The sequence below is a fragment of the Blautia sp. JLR.GB0024 genome (genome assembly GCF_037000545.1).
In the GTDB taxonomy this organism is placed as follows: Bacteria; Bacillota; Clostridia; order Lachnospirales; family Lachnospiraceae; genus Blautia; species Blautia celeris.
This window is the reverse complement of sequence record NZ_JBANBF010000023.1, coordinates 1-24,332: the sequence shown is the minus strand read 5'-3', so window position 1 is coordinate 24,332 and position 24,332 is coordinate 1. Positions and strand designations below refer to the sequence as shown.

General features: G+C 47.7%; 25 protein-coding genes. 16 read left to right on the top strand and 9 right to left on the bottom strand.

The window, feature by feature from the left end:
* The first annotated feature begins 44 nt into the window (after window positions 1-44).
* From V8Q34_RS25605 to V8Q34_RS25585, 5 genes are all read left to right on the top strand, one after another.
* On the top strand, window positions 45-2,090 hold the full coding sequence (locus V8Q34_RS25605) for a DHH family phosphoesterase (protein ID WP_033140215.1): 2,046 nt from the start codon (window positions 45-47) through the stop codon (window positions 2,088-2,090).
* Window positions 2,087-2,533 (top strand): 50S ribosomal protein L9, encoded by a 447-nt coding sequence (gene rplI / locus V8Q34_RS25600; protein ID WP_033140214.1) that lies wholly within the window; start codon window positions 2,087-2,089, stop codon window positions 2,531-2,533. Before V8Q34_RS25605 ends, rplI begins: the two co-directional genes overlap by 4 nt.
* Window positions 2,534-2,563: 30 nt before the next feature.
* On the top strand, window positions 2,564-3,892 hold the full coding sequence (gene dnaB, locus V8Q34_RS25595) for a replicative DNA helicase (RefSeq protein WP_033140213.1): 1,329 nt from the start codon (window positions 2,564-2,566) through the stop codon (window positions 3,890-3,892).
* Window positions 3,893-4,353: 461 nt separating this feature from the next.
* Window positions 4,354-4,995: a DUF3796 domain-containing protein gene (locus tag V8Q34_RS25590; RefSeq protein WP_227210236.1), complete on the top strand. Its 642-nt coding sequence runs from the start codon at window positions 4,354-4,356 to the stop codon at window positions 4,993-4,995.
* 1 nt (window position 4,996) lies between these two features.
* A complete protein-coding gene (locus V8Q34_RS25585; protein WP_103731755.1) occupies window positions 4,997-5,206 on the top strand; it encodes a helix-turn-helix transcriptional regulator in 210 nt (69 codons plus the stop codon).
* 339 nt (window positions 5,207-5,545) lie between these two features.
* Here the strand turns inward: V8Q34_RS25585 and V8Q34_RS25580 are convergent, their stop codons facing one another.
* Window positions 5,546-6,370 carry a choloylglycine hydrolase gene (locus V8Q34_RS25580; protein ID WP_227246926.1) on the bottom strand — a complete coding sequence of 275 codons (825 nt, stop codon included), beginning with the start codon at window positions 6,368-6,370 and terminating at the stop codon, window positions 5,546-5,548.
* A gap of 262 nt (window positions 6,371-6,632) precedes the next feature.
* Between V8Q34_RS25580 and V8Q34_RS25575 the strand changes: the two genes are divergently transcribed.
* Together V8Q34_RS25575 and V8Q34_RS25570 are read left to right on the top strand one after the other, a co-directional pair.
* Window positions 6,633-6,953 carry a hypothetical protein gene (locus tag V8Q34_RS25575; RefSeq protein ID WP_227246924.1) on the top strand — a complete coding sequence of 107 codons (321 nt, stop codon included), beginning with the start codon at window positions 6,633-6,635 and terminating at the stop codon, window positions 6,951-6,953.
* Between the two features lie 24 nt (window positions 6,954-6,977).
* Window positions 6,978-7,169, top strand: coding sequence for a helix-turn-helix transcriptional regulator (locus tag V8Q34_RS25570; RefSeq protein ID WP_018598522.1), 192 nt, complete (start codon window positions 6,978-6,980; stop codon window positions 7,167-7,169).
* Window positions 7,170-7,190: 21 nt separating this feature from the next.
* Here the strand turns inward: V8Q34_RS25570 and V8Q34_RS25565 are convergent, their stop codons facing one another.
* Genes V8Q34_RS25565 through V8Q34_RS25535 form a run of 7 tightly spaced genes read right to left on the bottom strand, consistent with a single transcriptional unit; the run spans window position 7,191 to window position 12,117 of the window.
* Entirely contained in the window at window positions 7,191-8,246 is a 1,056-nt protein-coding gene (locus V8Q34_RS25565; protein WP_033140208.1) for a type IV pilus twitching motility protein PilT, read from the bottom strand.
* A gap of 56 nt (window positions 8,247-8,302) precedes the next feature.
* Window positions 8,303-8,788 (bottom strand): hypothetical protein, encoded by a 486-nt coding sequence (locus tag V8Q34_RS25560; protein ID WP_148393388.1) that lies wholly within the window; start codon window positions 8,786-8,788, stop codon window positions 8,303-8,305.
* A 15-nt stretch (window positions 8,789-8,803) separates the two neighbouring features.
* Window positions 8,804-9,247 carry a hypothetical protein gene (locus tag V8Q34_RS25555; protein WP_148393387.1) on the bottom strand — a complete coding sequence of 148 codons (444 nt, stop codon included), beginning with the start codon at window positions 9,245-9,247 and terminating at the stop codon, window positions 8,804-8,806.
* Window positions 9,248-9,268: 21 nt separating this feature from the next.
* The gene (locus tag V8Q34_RS25550) at window positions 9,269-9,751 is read right to left on the bottom strand and encodes a DUF4860 domain-containing protein (protein WP_148393386.1); all 483 of its coding nucleotides are present in this window, start codon (window positions 9,749-9,751) and stop codon (window positions 9,269-9,271) included.
* A complete protein-coding gene (locus V8Q34_RS25545) occupies window positions 9,748-10,089 on the bottom strand; it encodes a hypothetical protein (protein ID WP_052099169.1) in 342 nt (113 codons plus the stop codon). The genes V8Q34_RS25550 and V8Q34_RS25545 overlap by 4 nt, the downstream gene beginning before the upstream one ends.
* Window positions 10,090-10,102: 13 nt before the next feature.
* The gene (locus tag V8Q34_RS25540; protein WP_148393385.1) at window positions 10,103-11,140 is read right to left on the bottom strand and encodes a type II secretion system F family protein; all 1,038 of its coding nucleotides are present in this window, start codon (window positions 11,138-11,140) and stop codon (window positions 10,103-10,105) included.
* A gap of 11 nt (window positions 11,141-11,151) precedes the next feature.
* Complete coding sequence (locus tag V8Q34_RS25535; protein ID WP_033140204.1) at window positions 11,152-12,117, bottom strand: transglutaminase-like domain-containing protein; 966 nt, start codon at window positions 12,115-12,117, stop codon at window positions 11,152-11,154.
* 196 nt (window positions 12,118-12,313) lie between these two features.
* On the opposite strand from V8Q34_RS25535, the gene V8Q34_RS25530 reads away from it, so the two are divergent.
* From V8Q34_RS25530 to holA, 6 genes are all read left to right on the top strand, one after another.
* Window positions 12,314-12,991: a ComEA family DNA-binding protein gene (locus tag V8Q34_RS25530; RefSeq protein WP_148393384.1), complete on the top strand. Its 678-nt coding sequence runs from the start codon at window positions 12,314-12,316 to the stop codon at window positions 12,989-12,991.
* A 48-nt stretch (window positions 12,992-13,039) separates the two neighbouring features.
* Entirely contained in the window at window positions 13,040-13,729 is a 690-nt protein-coding gene (locus tag V8Q34_RS25525; protein WP_033140202.1) for a response regulator transcription factor, read from the top strand.
* Window positions 13,730-13,750: 21 nt separating this feature from the next.
* Complete coding sequence (locus tag V8Q34_RS25520; protein WP_033140201.1) at window positions 13,751-15,184, top strand: sensor histidine kinase; 1,434 nt, start codon at window positions 13,751-13,753, stop codon at window positions 15,182-15,184.
* 15 nt (window positions 15,185-15,199) lie between these two features.
* Window positions 15,200-16,141: a GerMN domain-containing protein gene (locus V8Q34_RS25515; protein ID WP_181014499.1), complete on the top strand. Its 942-nt coding sequence runs from the start codon at window positions 15,200-15,202 to the stop codon at window positions 16,139-16,141.
* Window positions 16,134-18,350 (top strand): DNA internalization-related competence protein ComEC/Rec2, encoded by a 2,217-nt coding sequence (locus V8Q34_RS25510; RefSeq protein ID WP_148393383.1) that lies wholly within the window; start codon window positions 16,134-16,136, stop codon window positions 18,348-18,350. Before V8Q34_RS25515 ends, V8Q34_RS25510 begins: the two co-directional genes overlap by 8 nt.
* Before the next feature lie 103 nt (window positions 18,351-18,453).
* Entirely contained in the window at window positions 18,454-19,434 is a 981-nt protein-coding gene (gene holA, locus V8Q34_RS25505; RefSeq protein ID WP_227210240.1) for a DNA polymerase III subunit delta, read from the top strand.
* A 130-nt stretch (window positions 19,435-19,564) separates the two neighbouring features.
* Here the strand turns inward: holA and rpsT are convergent, their stop codons facing one another.
* A complete protein-coding gene (gene rpsT, locus V8Q34_RS25500; protein WP_018598507.1) occupies window positions 19,565-19,825 on the bottom strand; it encodes a 30S ribosomal protein S20 in 261 nt (86 codons plus the stop codon).
* Between the two features lie 225 nt (window positions 19,826-20,050).
* On the opposite strand from rpsT, the gene gpr reads away from it, so the two are divergent.
* From gpr to lepA, 3 genes are all read left to right on the top strand, one after another.
* Entirely contained in the window at window positions 20,051-20,956 is a 906-nt protein-coding gene (gpr, locus tag V8Q34_RS25495) for a GPR endopeptidase (RefSeq protein WP_033140199.1), read from the top strand.
* A 90-nt stretch (window positions 20,957-21,046) separates the two neighbouring features.
* Entirely contained in the window at window positions 21,047-22,348 is a 1,302-nt protein-coding gene (locus V8Q34_RS25490) for a stage II sporulation protein P (RefSeq protein WP_207727925.1), read from the top strand.
* Window positions 22,349-22,505: 157 nt separating this feature from the next.
* A complete protein-coding gene (lepA, locus tag V8Q34_RS25485) occupies window positions 22,506-24,320 on the top strand; it encodes a translation elongation factor 4 (protein WP_033140197.1) in 1,815 nt (604 codons plus the stop codon).
* The last annotated feature ends 12 nt before the right edge of the window (window positions 24,321-24,332 follow it).

The window sequence follows — 24,332 nt, the reverse complement described above, 5'->3', positions numbered from 1 at the left end:
TAATGAAGACCGGACAAAGTAGAGAAATTGGCAGGTAAGAGGATATGAATGGGAAAATTAAGATTAAAGGTCAGTTGAAGCTGTACATGCAGTGGCCGGTAATTCTGGCAGTCCTTCTGATTCTCATGGATATTTGTGTGTTCCGCATCAACAGGCGTGCTGGTGCTATTGCAAGCGGATTTTTGGCTGTTTATTTGCTGATAGTTATTTTCTTATACCATCACAGCCGTGCCATCATCATGAATGAGCTGATTTCTTTTGCGACCCAGTACGGGCAGGTGCAGAGAAGCCTGCTGAAGGAATTTATCGTTCCTTACGCGCTGCTGGACAGCAAGGGAAAGCTGATGTGGATGAATGATGCATTTTCCGCCTTGTGTGAAAAACCGCGGAAATATAGAAAATCAATAACCACCCTGTTTCCGGAGATCACTGTGGACACGCTGCCGAAGGAGGATGCTTCTGAGGTTGTATTCCAGTTCAGTGAGAGGGATTATCGTGCGTCCATGCGCAGGATTTCCATCCAGAAGCTTTTGGAGGATTCAGGTCTGGTGGAGGCAGAGGAAGAGAATTTCCTCACAGCGCTGTATCTCTTTGACGAGACAGAGATTAACCGCTACATCCGCAGGACAGAGGACGAGAAGCTGGTTACAGGGCTTTTGTATCTGGACAATTACGACGAGGCACTCAACAGTGTGGAGGAAGTGCGCCGTTCACTTTTAGTTGCTCTGATAGAAAGAAAGCTGAACAAGTATTTCAGCGAGGTAGACTGTCTTGTGAAGAAGCTGGAAAAAGACAAGTTTATACTTGTGATGCGCCAGCGCTCTCTGGAGGAACTGAAGAAGAAACGTTTCAATATTCTGGAAGACGTAAAAACCGTCAACATCGGAAACGACATGGCAGTGACCATCAGTATCGGTATCGGTATCAATGCGCCCAGCTATGCCCAGAATTATGAGTACTCCAGAATCGCCATTGACCTTGCCCTTGGCCGCGGCGGTGACCAGGTGGTGATCAAGGACAAAGAGAGCATGACATATTTTGGCGGGAAATCCCAGCAGATGGGCAAGAATACCCGTGTGAAGGCACGTGTGAAGGCACATGCCCTGAAAGAATTTATGGTTGCCAAGGATAAAGTGGTGGTCATGGGACACAAGATTTCCGATGTGGACTCTATCGGTGCCGGTATCGGTATCTACAGGGCAGCAAAATCCCTGAATAAGAAGGCCCATATTGTTGTAAATAATCCAACCATGTCTGTGCGCCCTATCATTGAGAATTTTATGAACAATCCGGATTATGATGAGCATATGTTTGTGGACAGCGCGGAGGCAAAGGATATTGTGGACAACAATACCGTTGTGGTCGTGGTGGATACCAATAAACCAAGCTACACGGAGTGTGAGGAGCTTCTTTCTAAGACAAAGACCATTGTGGTGCTGGATCATCACCGCCAGGGTGCGGAAGTGATTTCCAATGCAGTGCTCTCTTATATAGAGCCTTTTGCTTCCTCAGCTTGTGAGATGGTGGCAGAGATCCTGCAGTATTTCTCTGATGATATCAGGATTTACAATATAGAGGCTGATGCCCTTTACTCCGGCATCATCATTGACACTAACAATTTTACAGCCAAGACGGGTGTGAGAACATTTGAAGCTGCTGCTTTTCTGCGCCGGTGTGGTGCGGATGTAACCCGCGTGCGTAAAATGTTCCGGGACGATGTGGCGTCCTACCGGGCGAAAGCTGAGGCAATCCGTCATGTGGAGACTTATCGGAATTATTTCGCCATTGCAGTCTGCCCCAGTGAGGGTCTGGACAGCCCTACCATTGTGGCGTCTCAGGCAGCCAATGAGCTTCTGAATATCAGCAGTGTGCGGGCATCCTTTGTGCTCACAGACTATAATCACACCATTTATTTCAGCGCCCGGGCCATTGATGAGGTGAATGTGCAGCTTATCATGGAACGTCTGGGAGGAGGCGGCCACATCAATATGGCCGGAGCACAGCTCAAGGATGAGACGATGGAAATCGCTGTTATCAAACTGAAAGAGACCATTGACCAGATGATTAAGGAAGGAGATATAGAGATATGAAAGTAATTTTAATGGAAGACGTAAAATCCCTGGGTAAAAAGGGTGACATTGTAAATGTAAGCGACGGATATGCCAGAAACATGCTGTTTCCAAAGAAACTTGGCCTGGAGGCCACATCCAAAAACATCAATGATTTAAAGCTCCAGAAAGCTCACGAGGATAAGGTGGCACAGGAGCTGCTTGATGCAGCCCAGGCTTTCAAGGCAGAGCTGGAGACAAAAGAAGTGACCGTATCCATCAAGGTGGGAGAAAACGGCCGTACATTTGGTTCTGTCTCCTCAAAAGAGCTGGCTGAAGCAGCAAAAGACCAGCTGGGATATGATATTGACAAAAAGAAAATGCAGCTTTCCTCCCCGATCAAAGAACTGGGGACCACAAAGGTGCCGATTCGTCTGCATCCGAAAGTGACAGCAGAGCTGAAAGTCATTGTGAAGGAAGCATAACGCTTCCGGGGGAAAGGAGCCATAGCTGTCATGGAAGAAGCACTCATAAAGAGAATCCTGCCCCACAGCATTGAGGCGGAGCAGTCGGTTATCGGTTCCATGATCATGAACAAAGATGCCATCGTGACCGCATCGGAGATTATTACAGGTGATGATTTTTATCAGCAGCAGTATGGCATTGTCTTTGAAGCCATGGTGGGGCTTTACAATGAGAACAAGCCTGTGGATCTGGTGACACTGCAGAACAGGCTGAAAGAGCTGGATGTGCCGCCTGAGATCTCCAGCATGGAGTTTGTGGGAGAGCTGGTGGCAGCAGTGCCTACCTCTGTCAATGTAAAGTATTACGCGGAGATTGTGTCTGAAAAGGCGATGCTGCGCAAACTGATCAAGACCACAGAGGAGATTGCCAACACCTGTTATCTTGGCAATGAGCGGACGCAGGATATTCTTGAGATTACGGAAAAGAAGATTTTTGACCTGGTACAGAGAAAAAGCAGTGATGAATTTGTACCGATAAAGGATGTGGTCCTGAATGCCATTGAGAAGATTGAGAAGGCATCCAGGACAAAAGGAAGTGTTACCGGTATCCCTACAGGCTTTATAGACCTGGATTACAAGATGTCCGGTTTCCAGCCGTCTGACCTGATTCTGGTAGCTGCAAGGCCGTCCATGGGTAAAACGGCATTCGTACTGAATATTGCCCAGTATATGGCGTTTAAGAGTGGTGTCACCACAGCAATTTTCAGTCTGGAGATGTCAAAGGAGCAGCTGGTAAACCGTCTGCTGTCTTTGGAGTCAAAGGTGGATTCCCAGAGTATCCGTACAGGTAATCTGGAGGATGAGGACTGGGCAAAGCTGATCGAGGGCGCCAATATCATCGGGTCATCCAATATGATCATTGACGATACGCCGGGTATCTCCATTTCAGAACTGCGGTCAAAGTGCAGGAAGTATAAGCTGGAGCAGAATCTGGGCGTTATCTTTATTGACTACCTGCAGCTTATGTCAGGAAGCGGCAGAAGCGAATCGCGCCAGCAGGAGATTTCCGATATTTCCAGGTCTCTGAAAGCACTGGCAAGGGAACTGAGCGTGCCGGTAGTGGCGCTGTCCCAGTTGAGCCGTGCCGTGGAACAGAGGCCGGATCACAGGCCCATGCTTTCTGACCTGCGAGAGTCAGGGGCAATTGAGCAGGATGCCGATGTTGTTATGTTTATTTACAGAGATGATTATTATAATAAGGACTCTGAGAATAAGAATATTGCGGAGATTATTATTGCGAAACAGAGGAATGGTCCGATTGGGACGGTGAATCTGGTTTGGCTGCCTAATTATACGAAGTTTGTGAATATGAAAAAATAGTAATTACAAGGTTCTGCAGCGGGAGTGCTGTGGGGCCTTTTTTTTGAGGGCGGACGGGAAAGCAGAAGCGTGCCGGGAGAGGCGGAGGTGGATGGGGCGTGAGCGAAGCGTTCCGCTGCCACGGAGCTAACCTGCTCCCATTTACTAAATTCATCGGCAATGGCCTCTTCATTAAGTAACTGGGGCAGGTGGATCTCCGCGGCGCTCCACTAAGACATCGCTCACGCCCCATCCACCTCCGCCCCTCCCGGCACGCTTCTGCTTTCCCTGACGTTCATAGAGCCTCAGGATTGTGGAAGAGGGAGAGGGTGGCAGCGGAAGGTTTTTAGCGTTTCGGACAACGATAACAGATAGTGTAGGTGGAGTGAGAGAAAAATTGGGGAGAGTGATTGACAGGGAATGGTAAAAGTGATATATTTATCTTATTAAGAGATAAATATATCACTTTGGAGGATGGGATTATGAAGAGAGACTGGAGAGGGATTGGGTTGATTGGGGTTATTTTGGTGGAGTTTTTAGCGGTGGGGTTTGATGTGATCTTTAATGGGAGCAGGATCGTGAAGCCGATAGATATGGAGACTTATGTGTTCAGGGGGACGGATTTGCCTTTGATAGCGGCTACGGCGGGGCTTGTCTGTTATGTGTTTTATCTGGTGATCCGGGCAGTAGTAGTGAACTTCAGGAAGGGAGAAACGGCGGCTAAGGGAGTGACCAGGAAGCTGAATCCTAAGTTTGGGTGGTTTGGATTTTTTGGATTTGTGGGATTTATGGGGATTCCGGTTTATATGGTGCAGGGGCAGGTCTGGCCGTTTTTCTTTTTTGTATTTTTCGGGTTTTTTGGATTTTTCTATGAGGCGAAGATGAGCTGTACTTTGATGGATGAAAGATTTAAGGAGGAACAGGCAAGGGCACAGCTGGTCTCTTACAGAACAGGCTTTGGGCTTCTGTGGGTGGTGGCCTGGTTTATGGGAATCACAGGAGGACATATAGATATACGTTATGTGGCTCTTATCTTTACCGTTGCCTCTTCCCTGATCATTGCGCTGGTACTTTTTTTAAACAGCTATCTTCTGTACAAATATGATACGGAGGAAGCAGAGTGATATGGGGGTAGATGGATTTACATGCAACCTGAAAAAATACCGCCAGCTAAAAGATATGACCCAGGAACAACTGGCCAATGCTGTAGGCGTCCGCCGCGAAACCATTATGCGCCTGGAAAAAGCCCAGTATAATCCTTCACTGAAACTGGCAATTGATATTTCAAGGGTTGTGGAGGCTCCTATAGAAGAAATCTTTATTTTTGATGAGTAGACAAAAATGCAGCCATCACTTTCCGAATGGCTGCATTTTTATTACGCTTTCTGTCGGTTCCGAATCTCCCTCTCTGCGAGGAAGAGCGAAAGTGGATACATCCTGTCCTGGTGCCGAATGGAAGGCCGGGAGATGAATCGGAAGAACTATTCCCTTTTCGGCGTGTGCCCGGTGAGACAGTCTGGCACGTATCCCCATGAGCACGCTCGAAATGTAAAAAAGTTTTCCAGGTCATGGAACATCCGCTGCTATTCAAAAATATCATGAAAGGCAATTTTCTGCGCTTTCCTGAACACCCTAAAAAGCCTGTCTTATCAATTGATTTTTTCTAAATGGTTTTCACTTATATAAACCAAGAAGATCATTTACAAATATTTCATCATTGGTAAATTGAATTTTATTATTGTTTAAAAATCCATCCAATGATTGGATCGTTTTTTCAACAACAGAAATTTTCCATCTTTTGCTTAAATCTTTTTTAAAACTAATATAAATTTCATTTTTTAACGGTTCATATACGATTGAACTCAGAGTATTATCCTGACTGGTTTTGCTTAAAATTTCAAAGGCTTCATTTATTCCAAAGCTGTCCATATGATCGGAAATATATTCATAAGCACAAATATATCTGTCAGCACCTATACCACATACTTTATCATAATTTACATCCTCAAAATTTCCATTCGGAAAATTAGTCATAATAATAAAATCATTATGAATGGGACTTATTATATTTCTATCCTTTCCCTCTTCCAGAATAAATGCACCACCGGTTTTATCGGCAATCATAGTATGCAGTCCTAAATCCGGAAATAATGGATTCCTGGGATACGAGATCACTCTTTTATCAGGAAGTTCAAAAAATTCAGAGGATTTTCCTGTTTTCCTTAAGGCCTCGTCAAAAATCTCAAAAGCAAACCAATCGTTTTCGTCACAACTTGCTCTAAAACCCGGACCATATTCTACTGCCTGAGTACAGACAAAAAGCCCCTCACTATTAAAACCGGCGATATCCCTGTATCTGTTATCTAATAAAGCTGAAAAGTAAAATAAGTTCTTATCATTATAACTTTTGACTTTCAATCTTAAGTCAATATCATCAGTGTCGAAATTCATACCATAAATAGCTTTTTCCTGATGATATACTGCAAAACTTGTACACATTTTGAAGCCTCCTTTTAATATAATCTGTTTAGAGTATTGAAAGAATCATCTGGATATTTTATCATTGGCTTCACCACTTTTTTACACTTCTGTTCATATGATACCACAGACATCCTGACGGTTCAATCCACAACATTTTTGTCTGTATAACCCCTGTCCCCTATATTATCAAAAATATAAAGTAAAGAACTCTTTACATTTTGGCGGAATATGTTATAATACAAATGTAAAGAACTTTTGACATTTAAAGGAGGTATAGATTATGAAAAAAATGGATGAGATGGACAGGAATATCAGGCTGCGTTCTGAAGAATTAGGGTTTAAAGCTGCGGTTTTTGTTCTGGCAGTCTGGGTATTGATTGAATGCTGCCGTAATTTTTCCGGTGATGGTATATCGAATCCGATTCCCATGCTGGTGCTGGCAGCAGTTTTATGTGTTCAGGGATTTTCAGAGATGCTGATGAAAAGAAAAATGATTTCCGGTGATGAAGAGTACAGAGAACCAAACAAACTTTTATGGAGCATAATCTCAGCCATTGCCATAATAGCCATTATAATAACCATTGGTTTCTATCTATTATAATTCCGCAGAAAAGCAGGAGTCCAAATGAAAAACAACATCAAACAACTCAGAAAACAAGCCGGCCTCCGCCAGGAAGACATGGCCAATCAACTGGGTGTCACCCGCCAGACCATCATAGCCATAGAAAACGACAAATACAACCCCACCCTGGAACTGGCCATGAAAATAGCTCGTCTTCTAAACAAAAATGTAGAGGATATCTTCTTTCTGGATTAAAGATATCCTCTGTAAAAACAATCATATCCTCTTCCCCAACATCTCCGGATTAGAAGCATGCCCCAACGCCTCATGCCTGCTGATCCTTCCCTCCTTCACCAGCCTCTGCAGACTCGCATCCATAGAAACCATATCCCCTCCAGCCGAAGAATAAATAATCCCATCAATCTGATGCACCTTATTCTCCCGAATCATATTCTTAATAGCCGGCGTAGTCTTCATGATCTCAAAGGCAGGAGTCAGCCCCTCATTTACATCAGGCACAAGCTGCTGTGACACCACAGCCCTCAGCACAGAAGACAACTGCACAGCAATCTGCCTTTGCTGGTTCGGCGGAAAGACATCAATAATGCGGTCTATGGTATTAGCCGCACCCAGCGTATGCAGAGTAGACAACACCAGATGTCCCGTCTCAGCCGCTGTCATAGCTACTGCCATCGTCTCATAATCCCTCATCTCGCCCAGAAGGATCACATCAGGACTCTGCCGAAGAGAAGCCCTGAGCGCCATAATATAACTCTCCGTATCCGTATTGATCTCACGCTGGCTCACAATACTCTTCTTATGGCTGTGCAAAAACTCCAGAGGGTCCTCCAGTGTGATAATATGCTTTTCCTGCGTTCTGTTAATGGCGTCTATGATACAGGCCAGCGTAGTGGATTTCCCGCTTCCCGCCGGACCTGTCACAAGTACAAGGCCCTTATTTGTATTTCCGAGTTCAATGATAGAATCAGGAATCCCCAGATCCGATGGATTGGGGAGCTGGAAAGTGATGACACGGATGACAGCGGCCATGGACCCCCTTTGCTTGTAAGTGCTCACCCGATAACGGGAAAGCCCTCTGACGGCAAAGGAAAAGTCATCATCCCCTGTCTCCAGAAAACGGTTGATATCCCGGTTGTCTGCAAGCTGGTAAATTTCACGTATCATGGATTCTGACTGGGCAGGCATGATCTTGTCCGTATCCATGGTGACCAGTGAGCCGTTCTTTTTGTAGGAGAGCGGCAGACCTGCAACGATAAAGAGGTCTGACGCACCGGTATTGGTGGTTTCTGTTAAAAATGTAAGTGCATCCATTGCGGTTTCCTTTCTGTATCGGTTCAGCTTGTCTGAACGGTTGCTTCTTTCCTGCGTTATGTGTCGCTTCCGTAGACCGGCAGCGTTTCCTCGGGCTGCCATGTCTCAGTATTTATAAGCTTCCAGCTTTTGATCTGATAATAACTGTCCCCTGTCTTTAAGTCTTCGGGGAGAAGAAGGGCCACATGCAGTGCCTGCTTTTCTCCTGCGGGGACCTGATATTCCATGACCCGCTCTGAAGAAAAGAGGATTCCCTCTGTGTTTTCCAGCGCGGATTTTACGTGCTGCAGATATTCTTCTGTATTTCCATAGAGCGTATACTGCTCCTCCAGACACTGGTCAATGGTCAGGAGAATGTCATTTGCCTTGTTTTCCGCTTCGTAGTAATCCCTGGTATGCTCCGCATTTTTCTGGCTCAGACGGTAATCAGAGCGGGCGCTGACCAGAGAGAGTACGGCAAAGGTTATCATGCAGAGCAGGACAAAGATCAGCAGGATTGAGGATGTGCCGACACCCAGTATGGGTTTTCTGCTTTTTTCCAATTGGCGGACTCCTTTCTATTCAGACAACCCTGCTTTGCGGGCTATCGGGATTTTTGTGGTGAGCCGGTAGAGGCTGCCACCCTCAGAATCAGTAAAATCTATCTGGGCGGTCCTGCAGCTGCCGGAAACTGTCTGTTCTATATTGAGATAGTATACAGCCTCCTTTTGGGGGCAGGATTCCCCGTCTCTGTCATAGCAGAAGAAAATAGTTCCATCCTTTTTAAGTGCCTCAGGAAGAAGTTCTTTCACTGCCTCGTAGGAGCCGTCCGTGTGGGCCAGTACCTCAGCGGCACTGGAGGCATAGCCGGAGCCAAGAGTCAGTTCTCTTGCAGACTGGCTCATAAAATGCGCTTTTACAAAGACCTGGATACACACAGCGCTGGCCAGGGAAAAGAATAATATTGCAAGTATCAGTTCAATCAAAAACAGACTGGACCGTGTATTTTGCCGTTCTCTCACTGGAATCTCCTTTCTGACAGATTACTCACTTTGTACGTGGATCAGCAGGGACAGAGAATGTTTTTTGCTGTCCGCGGCTGTAAAACGGAAGAAGCCCCGGGATGTCTCCTGGATCGTAAAATCCGTAACCTCCAGTATGGACTCCCCCTGGGATTTCTTTGGTGTATTTTCTTTTTGGGTAAAAAGTTCTTTTATATATCCCTCATCTTCATAAATATAGGTGGCGTATTCTTTATCCTCTATGGTCTCTAAAAGGATCAGGGCATCCCTGTCCTCTATTTTTCCCATGGAAACGCTGCCGGACACATCGTGCTGGCGTATTTTTTCCGCCATGTAGGAGAGGGAAGTGCGGGTCGTATAGTTGGCATCCATATCTTCCGCCGTGGACTGATACACATGGGCGCCTATGAGCACCACAGCCAGGGCCGAAGCGGTGAAGACGCAAAGAAGGCCAAGGGTGAACAGGACATCTATAAAATGGTTCTGATGCTGTCTGGGATTCATGGCGTCACCTCCCCGCCCTTTAGTGGTATGACATCAACATCTGGCATCAGATTGGAGCCTACCACTTCGTAGGTGACCAGATATTTGTCGTGGTCATAGGTTATGCCGTAATGGTCCTCCAGATAGGCAAGACTTGCCGGATAGCTGCCCTCCACGGCATAACAGTGTACGGCACTTTTGATGACAGCCTGCTTCAGGCTCCGTTCCTCCTCCTTCTGTGTGGCAGAGGACACAGAGGACATGCCGTAAAACAGAAAGCACATAAGGCACAGGAACACAAGCGCGGGCAGAAGCAGTCTGTGAAGGGGACGGCGCTTTTCAATTTGAAATCGGTTCATATGACAGCCCCCTTTATCCGATGCTGGACATGATTCCCATGAGCGGCAGCATGACAGACAAAAGGATCATGCCCACCACCACTGACAGGACTGCGACCAGGGTCGGTTCCAGTTTTGATACAATACCGGTGATCCGTTCATTTACTTCCTCATCGTACTGGACCGCGATCTGCCGCATCACATCATCCATGGCACCGGTGCGGAACCCGATATTGATCATGCGCACATAAAGCCCGGAGAAAATATTTGCCTGTGAGAGTGCTTCGGAGAAGCCTGTGCCCTCAGCGATAAGGTCCCGGGCGGTTTTTATCTTTTCCTGCATGACAGGATGGTCAGTCAGACGTGATACCATCTCAAGACTCTGGTCTGTGTCCAGACCGCTGCTCAGGGCCAGGGACATGCCGCTTGCAAAGCGAGCAGCAGCTATTTTCTCCGAAAGACCTTTCGTCAGGAAAAAACGTCCGGCAAGATTTTTCAGGGATTCCCGCCCTTTCTCTGTGCAGGAAAAGTAAAAAAACAGGACAATGATAAAAACAGCAATCACAATAAACACCAGGGCATACCGGTTCAGGACCTGTCCGAAACCCATCACGCTTCTGGAAATACCGGTGAGACCTGTTCCGAGCTGTTCAAACACCTGCTCAAATATAGGCATGACCTTTGTGATCAGTACCAGCACCACAGCCAGCATCATGACGATCATGACCAGAGGGTAAGTGACAGCGCTTTTGATATTTTTGGATATGGCATCCTCCCGCTCATAATGCGCTGCCAGAGCTGACATGACATCATCGAGGCGGCCTGCCTGCTCCCCGATCTCCACCATATCGCACAGATATTTGGGGAAAACACGGGCTTCCTCCAGAGAGGTCCAGAGGCAGCCTGTCTGCTCGATCTGTTCCAGGACTGTTTTGAGAATCTGCTGCCCTTCCTCCTGGGGGGCATCCTCCAGCATAATGGAAAGCCCCTCCGTGGAGGAGATGCCGGAGCGGAGAATGAGAGCCATCTGGCTGCAGAAGGTTGAGAGTTCCTTATTGGATAAAACTTTCATGCTGCTCCTTTCTAACGGGTATACCGTACGGTATAATTGCTTCCGTCACCAATGTATTTTAAGATCTTTTTGCTGTTTTTATTGCTGGAGGCAAAGGTGGGATCCATGCGTTTCCAGCTTTTGCCGTCAAATTCAATGATATTGTCGATCCACCCAACATCCTTGATATACACGCTGATCCACGCGTGGTATACCTTTCCGGAATATCCGATCTCCAGCTTCGCGGGGATATCCTGGGAGCGGAGCATGGCAGCCATCAGGGAGGCATAGTCAAAGCAGATGCCTTTGCAGGAAGTAAGCGTCTCGTCCAGATCCGGCAGATATCCGGTGGGGACGGTTTTGGCCTTCTCCTCATCATAGGATATGGTTTCTGTAACATAGTAATAAATGTCAGCCACAGCATCCAGATCTGAGGTGGCTGTCTTTACCTGTTCCTGCGCTGTCTTCACCGCCTTGCTTTCAGGGGTAAAATCCACATACTGGTTCGGGTACAGATAGGGAATAAAGTCGCTCTCCAGCTTTACATCAATGGTTTCACTGTAGAGCGTTGCGTATTTGTCGCCGGTTATATTTTCATATGTGCTTATGGTGTATGAGCCGTCCCCGGATGTAAGGGGCATGGTCACATAGGGACCGGAGGTTATGAAATACTTGTAATTTATGCCGTCAGGCCCGTCAATCTGTATATTGGCCTTATCTGCATCACCTGTATACTGAGCCATAATATAGCCCTGGTCTGTGTGGGAGACGTCGACGATCAGGGGCTCTGCTCCCAGTACGGCGGTTCCTGAGGCCTCGGGCATATGGACATTTGGCGTATTGGGACGTACCGTTTCTTTTTTCTCTGCTTGGGAAGTGCTGGATTTTTTTGTGGAGCCGGACGATGCGCTGGCGGAAGAACAGGAGGCCAGAATCAGTACGGGACACAGAACAGCTAAAATACCGCATAGCAGATGGAATATACGGTTGTGAGTCATACTGGACCCTCCTCGTGTCTGCTGCTTCTTACGTTCTGAATAATTGTTTTTATCATATCATTTTTTGCCTCATAAAGCAATAAGAGGGAAAACTTATAGAATTTGATATTGTAATATGTCAGTAAATTCGATAAAATAGAAATAGTTATGCATACTGGGAACCTTTTAGCCTATTGCTGAAAGGAGATATGCTGTAATGAATAAAAAGTTATGGATCGGACTGCTTCTGCTGTCCGTGCTGTCTGTTTCATCCTGCCAGAGACAGGAGGAAACCCTTTTGCTGTCGGAAGATAAGACAAAGCAGGAGGAAAGAGTACAGGAACCTGAAAAAAAGGAAGATTCGGGGAAAGAACCGGATGTTCCGGAGGAGGACGCCGCCCCGCAGCAGATCTGCGTCTTCCTGTGCGGTGCCGTAAACCAGCCGGGTGTGTATTATCTGAAGGAAGGGGCGCGGCTCTATGAAGGGATTGCGGCTGCGGGAGGATTTTCAGAGGATGCGGATGAGGACTGGTGGAATCAGGCGGCTGTTCTGTCTGATGGAAGCCGGATCCAGATCTATACCAGGGAAGAGACAGAGGTTTTTCGGGAAGCCGGACAGAACCCGGGAAGTGCCGGGGAGGATACGGCTTTGGCATCAGGAAACGGTGCGGAGTCAAAAGCGGATGAAGCAGCAGGAGAACCGGGCCGGGTAAATATCAACACAGCATCCCAGGAGGAACTGCAGACAGTTCCCGGCATTGGGGAGGTAAAGGCAAAAGCGATCCTTTCCTACCGGGAAGAACACGGGGAGTTTTCATCTGCGGAGGATATAAAGCAGGTGCCCGGCATCAAAGGCAAGACATACGAAAAAATAAAAAACTATATTTCTTACTGAGATATAGTCCTGTATAACGGGTAAACTTAAGGATGAGGAGATAATTAAATGAGTAAAAGAGTTTTGGTTGTTGATGATGAGAAATTGATCGTAAAGGGAATCCGTTTCAGCCTGGAGCAGGATAATATGGAAGTGGACTGCGCGTACGATGGGGAGGAAGCGCTGGAGAAGGCCAGGGAGAACAGCTATGATATGATCCTTCTGGATATTATGCTTCCAAAAATGACGGGACTGGAGGTCTGCCAGCAGATCCGTGAATTTTCCCAGGTACCCATCATTATGCTGACTGCAAAAGGTGAGGATATGGACAAGATTCTGGGGCTTGAATACGGTGCGGATGACTATATCACCAAGCCGTTTAATATTTTAGAGGTAAAGGCCCGCATCAAGGCAATTATGCGCCGGACCAAGAAGGATGATAAGCAGGCGGAGCGTTCCGGCTCCATCACAGTGGGAGATCTGCGTCTGGACTGCGAGAGCCGCAGAGTCTTTATAAATGATAAGGAAGTCAACCTGACAGCAAAAGAGTTTGACGTCCTGGAACTTCTGGTTAAGAACCCCAACAAGGTTTACAGCAGGGAGAATCTGCTGAATCTGGTATGGGGATATGAATATCCGGGAGATGTGCGTACCGTTGACGTACATATCCGGCGTCTGCGAGAGAAAATCGAGGAGACTCCCAGCGAGCCAAAGTATGTACATACCAAATGGGGTGTGGGATACTATTTTCAGGTATAAGGAAAAAGGGAGTCAGTGAAGTTGTTTGGAAAAAAAATAAAACATACATTTTTTAAGAGTCTGCGGTTTCGGATTCTGCTGATCCTCATAGTCATCGGCATTGTCCCCAGTATTATCGTGGAAAATGTCATTGTGAACAGTTACGAGAACCGGGCTGTGGATATCCGGACAGTCAATGTGAAGAATCAGTGTGATATTCTGGGCAACCAGCTTATGAAGGAGGATTATCTGAATCATCCGGAATCTGATGTGATCAATAACGAGCTTTCCATGCTCTCTGCCATTTACAACGGAAGAATCCTGATCATCAATGAGGACTTCCGGGTCATTAAGGATACGTTTGACATTGATGTGGGAAGATATGTGCTCTCTGAAGAGGTGATCCGGTGCTTTGAGGGGGAGAAAAATACGCCCCATTACGATAAGAAGAACTCCTATATAGAGCTGACAAGCCCTCTGACCATTCCGGGTAAGAAAAAGGTGAAGGGTGTCATGCTAATCAGCATTTCCACCAGCGAGATCGCGGACAGTATTGACATGCTGGAACAGAGGGGAAATCTTCTTCTCATTGCCATCTGTCTGCTTGTGGTGGTGCTGGGATATTTCTTGGCCGGTATATTGGTGAAGCCGTTTTCCAGGGTCACCAAGTCCATTGAGGATCTGACGGACGGGTATCTGGATGAGGAGATATCGGTGCCGGATTACACAGAGACGGAGCTTATCACCAACGCCTTTAATAAGATGCTGAGCCGAATGAAGGTTCTGGATGAATCCAGACAGGAGTTTGTATCCAATGTGTCCCATGAGCTGAAGACCCCTATGACATCCATGAAGGTTCTGGCAGATTCCCTGGTGGGTCAGGAGAATGTGCCGGTCGAGCTGTATCAGGAGTTTATGCAGGACATTGCTGTGGAGATCGACAGGGAGAATAAGATCATCACAGATCTTCTCTCTCTTGTAAAGATGGATAAAAAGGCATCCGACCTGAATATTGCGGAAATCAATATCAATCAGCTTCTGGAGAACATCCTGAAGCGGCTAAAGCCAATCGCCGAGGCAAAGCAGGTGGAACTGATCCTGGAGAGCTACCGGCCTGTGGTGGCGGAGGTGGATGAGGTGAAATTAAGTCTTGCCCTGTCCAATCTGGTGGAGAACGGTATAAAATACAATTCGGAGGACGGATGGGTGCGTGTCACGCTGAATGCGGACCACAAGTATTTTTATGTGTCAGTGGCGGATTCCGGCATTGGTATTCCGGAGGAGAGTATTGACAGGATCTTTGAGAGATTTTACCGGGTGGACAAATCCCACTCCAGAGAGATCGGCGGTACCGGTCTTGGCCTTGCCATCACCAGAAATGCCATTGTTATGCACAGAGGCGCCATAAAAGTAAAAAGTGAAGAGCATAAAGGAACCACCTTCTCTGTGAGAATTCCTTTGACCTATATCGCGTAAAAGGAGGTGGCAGCGTTGAAGAAAATAGGACTTATGGGGATTCTTCTGCTGGCAGTGTGCGCTCTTGCAGGCTGCGGGGAGCAGGAAGGACAGGAAAATACAGAGAAAGCAGAATACAGTATGTATTATCTCTCACCCACGGAGGAATCGCTGGTGGAGGATGATTATGTACCGGAAGAGCGGGTGACTGCCAGTATGGTCAGCGAGATGGCGAAAAAACTGACAGAGCCTGTGGACAGTGATGATTATATGAAACTGCTTCCCGATGATGTGAAGATTCTGGAATATGAATTTGACGGGCGCGGTGTTGTGCTGAATTTTAACGATGCCTATGCAAAGATGAAAAATACAAGAGAGATTCTTGTCCGCGCGGGAATCGTGAAATCCTTTACCCAGATTCCGGGGGTCATCAATGTGACATTTCTGATGGGCGGGGAGCCGCTTACGGATTCAAACGGCAATGTCTACGGCACGATGGACAAGGAAACCTTTGTGGAAAATGAGGGGGAGAACCCCAATTCCTATGTCTATGCAGATGTCAATCTGTATTTTGCCAACGAGGCCGGTGACAAGCTGGTGAAAGTGACAAACGGAGGCGGGTATTACAGCATTAATGTCCCGCTGGAGAAAAAAATCGTGGAGCTGCTCATAAAGGGGCCGCCCGGTGATTCGGATGCCAAGCCCACAATTTCCAAGGAGACCAAGATCTTAGGGGTGTCCATTGTGGAAGGTGTCTGTTATGTGAATCTGGACAAGACCTTTATGAACCAGAGTATGAATGTACAGCAGGAACTGCCTGTGTATTCCATTGTCAATTCCCTGATGGACGCCTGTAAAATCCACGGTGTGCAGATATCTGTGGAGGGAGAGACAAAGGTGACTTTCCGGGAGAGCATGAGCCTGGATAAGCTTTATAAGGCAGATTACAGTTTAGTGGAGGACGCGTCAGATGAGTAAACGGCCGCTTTGTGCCTTTGCCCTGCTTTTTATGGCAGTTATCTGGTGCCTGAGCCTGGCGGGAGTTCCCTTTTTCGGGAACGCTCCCCCGGTTCTGCCGGAGGGCTGCAGTCCGGACGGAGCAGTGCTGGAGGGCAGGGTTTATGAGACAAAAAACAATTCTTTTTATACCATTCTATATCTCAGACAAGTAAAAATTCTAAGTGATTCCAACCAATATTCCATGGAACAGGTAAAAGTAAATATAAAAAATGAACTGGCAAAAAGTACAGTGATGCCGGGTATGAAAGTGCGCCTTACCGGGGACCTGCAGCAGATTCCCCTGCCATCCAACCCGGGACAGTTCAATGAACGAAGCTATTATTACGCAAGAAAAGTTAAATGGTATCTGGAGGGCAGAAGTCTTGAGACTGTTGGGGCGGATGCACGGTCTTTCGACGCGCTGCGCTGTGAGGCAAAGGCTTTTCTGAAAGAGAAGATACTGCAGCTTGCGCCCGGACGCACCGGGGGGATTTTCTGTGCTATGATGCTGGGGGAAAAGCAGGAGATCGGCCGGGAGAACCAGATGCTGCTGAGGCTGGACGGAGTTCTTCATATTGCTGCCATCAGCGGAACACACCTTTCTTTTCTGGGATGGGGGCTGTACCGGATACTGCGGAAACTGCGTCTGCCGGTTCCCGGGGCGGGAGGAATCTCTGTTTTTCTCATGATACAGTACGGAATCTTCACAGGCAGCAGCGCTTCTGCCATGCGGGCAGTGATCATGTTTTCCCTGGCAGTTGGGGCAATGGCAGTGGGCAGGACATACGATCTGCTTTCCGCCCTGTCCCTCTCGGCAGTGCTGCTTCTTCTGGAAAGTCCTGGTTATCTGTATGACAGTGGATTTTTGCTGTCATTTGGAGCAATTCTGGGTTTGGCTGTGATCTATCCGGCTTTTGTGGAAAAGAAAGAAGAAAGCAGGCTGGTTTTGGGAGTTAAATCAGGTCTTGCCCTGCAGCTTGCCACCATTCCCATACAGATGTATTTTTTTTATGAACTGCCTGTTTTCGGGATTCTGGTTAACCTGCTGGTGCTGCCCACTGTGGGAATCGTGCTGGCGTCAGGGCTCTTTGGCTGTCTGTCCGGCCTGGCAGTTCCTCTTTTGGGGAGAATGCTGATGCTTCCCGGTGCCTTTCTTCTGGAAGTTTATCTTAAGATTGGTGAGTGGCTGCAGGGAATCCCCTTTGCGTCGGTGATCACGGGAAGGCCGCATATGTGGAAAATCATTGTGTATTATATTTTACTGGCTGTGTGGGTTCGGTATTGCCGGGGAAAGGAGTGGGGGAAAAAGTATAGAAAGTTGCGGTATCTTCCCGTGCTCCTGGGATGTTTCCTGCTGTTTGTAAAAATTCCGGATGAAAAACTGCGGATCACATTTCTGGATGTGGGGCAGGGAGACTGTTCTGTCGTCAGGTTTGAAGGAAAGACATATGTAATAGACGGCGGCAGCAGCAGTGTATCCGGTGTGGGAAATTACAGGATTCTGCCGTTTTTAAAGTGTATGGGAATCAGAAAGGTGGATGGGATCTTTCTGTCGCATATGGATGATGACCATATAAACGGAATCGCGGAGCTGCTGGAAGCTGTCAAAAACCGGGAGACCTCTCTGCGGATAGATAAGATTTTTTTATCAGAGTGCGGGGAGAAACAGGAGAAGCTGGCGGAAATGAAGCAGGCGGGAGAAAAAGCAGGCTGCCGTATTTTTTATCTGTACAGCGGGGACAGGATCAGAAAGGGAGAGATGGAACTGCGCTGTCTCTATCCCTACATAGATACAAAAGGGGAGAGCAACGAGAACTCCCAGGTTCTCAGATTGACCTGCGGGAAGTTCGGCGCGCTTTTCACCGGTGATACGGAAGGAAGCGGGGAGACGGCTGTCACCGGGATTCTGGAACAGGAACAGACAGCGTGCCAGTTTTTAAAGGTGGCGCACCACGGCTCCAAAAACTCCACATCCATCCGTTTTCTGGAGGCTGTGAAGCCTGTGGCAGGCATTATCTCCTGCGGGGAGGGCAATCGATACGGGCATCCGCACAGAGAGCTGATGGAACGGCTGGAGGAGGAAAAGGTGGAGGTGTTTCAGACAAAGGATTGGGGGGCAGTATTTGTTGTGACGGACGGAAAAAGAACAGAAGTGTCTTTTCAGCATAAAAAATCCATGGTAAACTAGAATGTGATTGAAAATGCCGTCGGCAAGCTGTGCGTCATAATTTGTGGGGAATTTAACTTTGATGAGGGAGATGCAGCTTGTCGGAATAAAAAGGAGCATCTAAATGAAAAGTTTACAGGAAGACATAAAAAACCAGGATTTCAAGAAGGTTTATCTCTTCTGCGGAGAGGAGGCCTATCTGAAACAGCAGTATAAACATAGAATGAAGGCAGCGCTGCTGCCGGAAGACGACAGCATGAATTTTTCCATGTTCGAGGGAAAGAAGACAGAGCCGAAGAGTGTGATCGATTTGGCGGAGACCATGCCTTTTTTCGCTGACCGAAGAGTGATCATGCTGGAGGATACAGGATTTTTTAAAAACCAATGCACAGATCTGCCGGAGTATATGGCGGAACTGCCGGATTACCTCTGCATGATCTTTGTGGAGGACGAAGTGGACAAGCGGAGCCGGATGTTCAAGGCTGTGAAGAAATACGGCAGAATCGTGGAGTTTGCAAAGCAGGATTCCCAGACCCTGATGCGCTGGGTCTTAGGCATGATGAAACGGGAAGGAAAGAAGATAACCCAGGGGGATATGGAACTGTTTCTGACAAAGACGGGAACAGATATGGGAAACATAGAAAAAGAGCTGGAAAAGCTTCTCTGCTATACCATGGGCAGGGACGTCATTACAGCCGGGGATATTGAGGCGGTATGCACCACCCAGATCACAAACCATATTTTCGACATGATCAAGGCTGTGACGGAGAAGAAGCAGAAGCGGGCACTGGATCTGTACTATGACCTGCTCTCCTTAAAAGAGCCGCCCATGAGGATCCTCTTTCTCCTTGCCCGGCAGTTTAACCTGATCATGCAGGTGAAAGAGCTTTCCCGGGAGGGATATGACCAGCCTGCCATTGCCAAGAGGACCGGGCTTCAGCCTTTTGTGGTCAGAAATTATGCAGGGTATGCCCACAGGTACAGCACAGAGGAGCTGCGCGCCGCTGTGGAGGAATGTGTGCAGACGGAGGCAAAGGTAAAGACAGGATATATGAATGATGTGATGAGTGTGGAACTTCTGCTGGTGAAATTCAGCAGCAGCTAAGCAGCCTGAACCGCTGCCGGCATCCGGCCATGAAAAGACGCTGCCATGGTCCGGATGCCGGTATTTTGCGGGATAAAAAAATCCCGGCTGATGACGGGCAGCCGGGATTTTAAATGTTCTGTCTATATGATTAGAGTGCGTTTACAGCTTTGGATAATCTGGAAACTTTTCTTGCTGCATTGTTTTTGTGGTAAACACCTTTGGATGCAGCTTTGTCGATAGTAGAGATAGCGTTCTGCAGAGCTGCTGCTGCTGCCTCTTTATCTTTTGCTGTAACTGCTGCTTCTACCTTTTTGATAGAAGTTTTCACTGCTGATTTGATAGATTTATTTCTGTCAGCTTTTGTTTTGTTTACTAAAATTCTTTTCTTTGCGGATTTAATATTTGCCAAACCGTACACCTCCAAAATTGTTTTCAATATTATTTTTTATTCGTGACAATAGGAAGACGCAGAACGCACTTTCTATCGTTTGTTATGGTTTTGTACCGGTTAGACACGGACACGCCGGTACCACATGCTTTTTTATTCTAGTTGATTTAATTGTAAATGTCAATACATAAAATCCCCCAAAATGCAAAAAATAGGAACAAATACCCCTGGAAAGGAAGGTTGGATATGGCTTTAGGAAGAATACGCACGGACCTGGCACTGGAAACAAAAGAGAAATTCGAGGAGGACAATGTGGAAATCCGAGGTGTGATCATCGAGGAGGACTACAATGAGGAGAAAGATATCCGCACCACAACCGTAAAAATTGAGACAGAGAACGGGGCAAAAGCCATGGGACGTCCTCAGGGTGTTTATATAACGCTGGAGGCTCCGAATATGTCTGTGCCGGATGAGGATTATCACAGGGAGATCTCAAAAGAGCTGGCAAAACATATCAGAAAGCTGGTTCCTATGGAAAAAGAGCTGACCGCCCTGGTGGTGGGCCTTGGAAACCGGGAGGTGACACCGGATGCTCTGGGGCCTGATGTGGTCTCCAATCTGCGCATTACCCGTCACGTGATACAGGAGTACGGAGTGCAGAGCATGGGCAGGGAATATGCCAACAGTATCAGCGGCCTGGTACCCGGTGTTATGGCCCAGACAGGCATGGAAACTCTGGAGATCATCAAGGGTGTGGTGGATGAGACGAAGCCGGATGTGGTGTTCGCCGTGGATGCCCTGGCAGCCCGCAGCACAAAACGCCTGAATCGGACGATTCAGATCACGGATACAGGCATCAATCCCGGCTCCGGTGTGGGAAACCACAGAAACGGGCTGAGTGAGGAAACTCTGGGCGTAAAGGTGATCGGCATCGGCGTGCCGACTGTGGTGGATGCAGCCACCATCGTGCAGGATTCCATGGCTCACCTGCTGGATACCCTGGAAGAGTCTGAGAAAAAAGAATTTCTGGAAGAAATGATCGCACCATCCCTCCACAGCATGTTTGTAACTCCAAAAGATGTGGATGAGACCGTGAAACGCCTGTCCTACACCATTTCCGAGGGACTGAACATGGCATTTGAGCAGGCATAAGGAAAAAGACACGTCCCTGTTTTTTCTCCGCAGACGCATAATTCATGTAAGTTGTCTCATATATAGATATGAGGTGATAGGGTGAAGAAGATGGATGATGGAAAGCTTCTGCGGATTGTGTTGTGGCTGCTCTTATGTGCTGTTGGAGCATATATTCTCATAAAAGGAATGTCTTTAGATAAAAAAACGCTGGTGAACATGTGCAGGGATGCCCAGGAGAAAGCCATAGAGGCATACCTGCCGGGAATCCTGGAGACGGAAGGGGTCAAGACCCAGACGCCTGTGGAGTGGCTCTGCAGCAAAGTGGAGGAACAGCTTCCGTTTCTGGGGACCATCCAGGCAAAGGAGATGGAAGAGACAGAGAAGGACCGGGAGACAGACAAAAAGATCATGGAGGAAAATTCCGATTTTCTTGAGGCAAAACTTCTGGAAGAAAACCAGGAGGCAGGTCCTGTGGGGTCCGGCGAGGAAAACACAGGGGGCGTGGATGCTCAGAGTGAAAACCAACAAAGCGCGGAAAATACGGAAGCTCTGCAGGATGCAGCCAAAGAGAATGCACAGACAGCAGACGCGGGTGATGGCGGGCAGGCAGAGGCTTCTGCGGCCAATGCCATAGTAAATCCCATTTCCCTTGATATGTTCCAGGATTTTGACTATGTGATCAGCAATTTTTACACCATTGACAAGACCACCAGCATCAACAGCGACCAGTTAAACGCCCCGGCCCTTGTGTCGGAGGATCTGAAAATGACAACAGGAAATGATCAGCCGCAGATACTGGTGTATCACAGCCATTCCCAGGAAGAATTCATTGATTCCAACCCGGGAGACCCCAGTACCAGCATTGTGGGGGTGGGAGAATATCTGGTTCGTCTTTTAAGAGATACATACGGCTATAATGTGCTCCATGTGACAGATACCTTTGACATTGTGGACGGAAAACTGGACAGAAATAAAGCCTACAACTACGCCCAGGATAAAATCAGCCAGGTGCTGGAGGAAAATCCCAGTGTGGAAGTGGTCATTGACCTGCACAGAGACGGTGTGCCGGACGACAAACATCTGGTTACGGACGTGAACGGGAAGCCAACGGCCAAAATTATGTTTTTCAACGGATTGAGCCGCACCAACCAGAACGGGGATATTGAATATCTGCCGAATCCCTACATTCAGGATAATCTGGCATTCTCCCTGCAGCTTGCGCTTCAGGCAAAGCAGTATTACCCGGATTGGCTGCGCACCATCTATCTGAGAGGCTACCGCTATAATCTCCATCTGCGGCCAAAAGCCCTTCTTGTGGAATGCGGTGCACAGACCAATACCGTGGAGGAAGAAATGAATGCCATGGAACCTTTGGCGGACGTGCTGAATAAAGTCTTAAAAGGGGAATGAACGGCGAAGAAATGCTTGATTCCCCCTAAACCTTCGTGCTATACTAACATGGGCTTGCTGTGAAATGCAGGAAGCCCATTTAAAGTGTAAGAATAAGAAAGTAACCATATTCGTATTTTGAGAAGAGATAGAGAAAAACAATAGGAGGAATCAAGCAGTGGCAGGAGTTGACCAGAGTAAAATCCGTAATTTTTGTATCATCGCACATATAGACCATGGAAAATCCACCCTGGCGGACCGGATTATTGAAAAGACAGGACTTTTGACAGAGAGGGAAATGCAGTCCCAGGTTCTGGATAACATGGATCTGGAGAGGGAGAGGGGCATAACCATCAAGTCCCAGGCAGTCCGCATTGTCTACCAGGCAAAAGACGGAGAGGAATATATTTTCAATCTGATCGACACGCCGGGCCACGTGGACTTCAACTATGAGGTGTCCAGAAGTCTGGCAGCCTGTGACGGCGCCATTCTGGTGGTGGATGCCGCCCAGGGCATTGAAGCCCAGACTCTTGCAAATGTCTATCTGGCGCTGGATCATGACCTGGATGTATTTCCGGTCATCAATAAAATAGATCTTCCCAGTGCGGAACCGGACAGAGTGAAAAATGAGATTGAGGATGTCATCGGTATAGAAGCCCAGGATGCGCCTCTGATCTCCGCCAAGATGGGACTGAACATTGAGGAAGTTCTGGAGAAGATCGTGGAGAAGATACCGGCACCCGCCGGAGATGCCCAGGCACCTCTGCAGGCTCTTATTTTCGATTCTGTTTACGATTCCTACAAGGGTGTCATTGTGTTCTGCAGGATCAAAGAAGGAAGCGTAAAAAAAGGTACGAAAATCCGTATGATGGCAACCGGCGCTGTGGAGGAAGTAGTGGAAGTGGGCTACTTCGGAGCGGGACAGTTTCTTCCCTGTGACGAACTGTCTGCCGGCATGGTAGGTTATATCACTGCCAGTATTAAGAATGTAAAAGATACCCGCGTGGGTGATACCATAACAGACGACGAAAACCCCTGTGCAGAGCCTCTTCCGGGTTACAAGAAAGTAAACCCCATGGTGTACTGCGGTGTATATCCCGCGGACGGCTCCAAGTACCAGGATTTGAGGGATGCCCTGGACAAGCTTCAGTTAAATGATGCCTCCCTGCAGTTTGAGCCGGAGACCTCTGTAGCGCTGGGCTTTGGTTTCCGCTGCGGTTTTCTGGGACTGCTCCATCTGGAGATCATCCAGGAGCGTCTGGAAAGGGAATATAACCTGGACCTGGTAACAACTGCCCCGGGCGTTGTTTACAAAGTGCACAAGACCAACGGTGAGATGATGGATCTGACCAACCCATCCAATCTGCCTGACCCCTCTGAGATCGAATACATGGAAGAACCTATGGTAAAAGCAGAAATCATGGTGACTACAGATTTCATCGGCCCTATTATGGATCTCTGCCAGGAGCGCCGCGGGCAGTATCAGGGCATGGAATATATGGAAACCACTCGTGCTCTTTTGAAATACCATCTGCCTCTCAATGAAATTATTTATGATTTCTTTGATGCCCTGAAATCACGTTCCAGAGGATATGCGTCCTTTGACTACGAGATGCTGGGATATGAGCGCAGTGACCTTGTCAAGCTGGATATTCTGGTGAACAAGGAGGAAGTGGATGCCCTCTCCTTTATCGTGTTTGAAGGCTCTGCCTATGAGCGCGGCAGGAAGATGTGCGAGAAGCTGAAGGAGGAGATTCCCAGACAGCTTTTTGAAATCCCCATTCAGGCAGCCATCGGCAGCAAGATCATTGCCCGTGAGACCGTGAAGGCCATGAGAAAAGACGTGCTGGCGAAATGTTACGGCGGCGATATTTCCCGAAAGAGAAAGCTTCTGGAGAAGCAGAAGGAAGGAAAGAAACGTATGCGCCAGGTAGGAAATGTAGAGATTCCGCAGAAGGCATTTATGAGCGTTCTGAAGCTGGACGATAAATAGGATTTTGTAACG

Excerpts from the sequence above, each read along its gene's own strand:
- V8Q34_RS25585 (WP_103731755.1), top strand. The coding sequence starts at position 4,997 with ATGGGGGTAGATGGATTTACATGCAACCTGAAAAAATACCGCCAGCTA.
- V8Q34_RS25605 (WP_033140215.1), top strand. The coding sequence starts at position 45 with ATGAATGGGAAAATTAAGATTAAAGGTCAGTTGAAGCTGTACATGCAG.
- V8Q34_RS25570 (WP_018598522.1), top strand. The coding sequence starts at position 6,978 with ATGAAAAACAACATCAAACAACTCAGAAAACAAGCCGGCCTCCGCCAG.
- V8Q34_RS25580 (WP_227246926.1), bottom strand. The coding sequence starts at position 6,370 with ATGTGTACAAGTTTTGCAGTATATCATCAGGAAAAAGCTATTTATGGT.
- gpr (WP_033140199.1), top strand. The coding sequence starts at position 20,051 with ATGGCTTTAGGAAGAATACGCACGGACCTGGCACTGGAAACAAAAGAG.
- V8Q34_RS25575 (WP_227246924.1), top strand. The coding sequence starts at position 6,633 with ATGAAAAAAATGGATGAGATGGACAGGAATATCAGGCTGCGTTCTGAA.
- V8Q34_RS25590 (WP_227210236.1), top strand. The coding sequence starts at position 4,354 with ATGAAGAGAGACTGGAGAGGGATTGGGTTGATTGGGGTTATTTTGGTG.
- V8Q34_RS25535 (WP_033140204.1), bottom strand. The coding sequence starts at position 12,117 with ATGACTCACAACCGTATATTCCATCTGCTATGCGGTATTTTAGCTGTT.
- V8Q34_RS25490 (WP_207727925.1), top strand. The coding sequence starts at position 21,047 with ATGGATGATGGAAAGCTTCTGCGGATTGTGTTGTGGCTGCTCTTATGT.
- holA (WP_227210240.1), top strand. The coding sequence starts at position 18,454 with ATGAAAAGTTTACAGGAAGACATAAAAAACCAGGATTTCAAGAAGGTT.
- dnaB (WP_033140213.1), top strand. The coding sequence starts at position 2,564 with ATGGAAGAAGCACTCATAAAGAGAATCCTGCCCCACAGCATTGAGGCG.
- V8Q34_RS25530 (WP_148393384.1), top strand. The coding sequence starts at position 12,314 with ATGAATAAAAAGTTATGGATCGGACTGCTTCTGCTGTCCGTGCTGTCT.
- V8Q34_RS25540 (WP_148393385.1), bottom strand. The coding sequence starts at position 11,140 with ATGAAAGTTTTATCCAATAAGGAACTCTCAACCTTCTGCAGCCAGATG.
- rplI (WP_033140214.1), top strand. The coding sequence starts at position 2,087 with ATGAAAGTAATTTTAATGGAAGACGTAAAATCCCTGGGTAAAAAGGGT.
- V8Q34_RS25510 (WP_148393383.1), top strand. The coding sequence starts at position 16,134 with ATGAGTAAACGGCCGCTTTGTGCCTTTGCCCTGCTTTTTATGGCAGTT.
- V8Q34_RS25545 (WP_052099169.1), bottom strand. The coding sequence starts at position 10,089 with ATGAACCGATTTCAAATTGAAAAGCGCCGTCCCCTTCACAGACTGCTT.
- V8Q34_RS25565 (WP_033140208.1), bottom strand. The coding sequence starts at position 8,246 with ATGGATGCACTTACATTTTTAACAGAAACCACCAATACCGGTGCGTCA.
- V8Q34_RS25525 (WP_033140202.1), top strand. The coding sequence starts at position 13,040 with ATGAGTAAAAGAGTTTTGGTTGTTGATGATGAGAAATTGATCGTAAAG.
- V8Q34_RS25550 (WP_148393386.1), bottom strand. The coding sequence starts at position 9,751 with ATGAATCCCAGACAGCATCAGAACCATTTTATAGATGTCCTGTTCACC.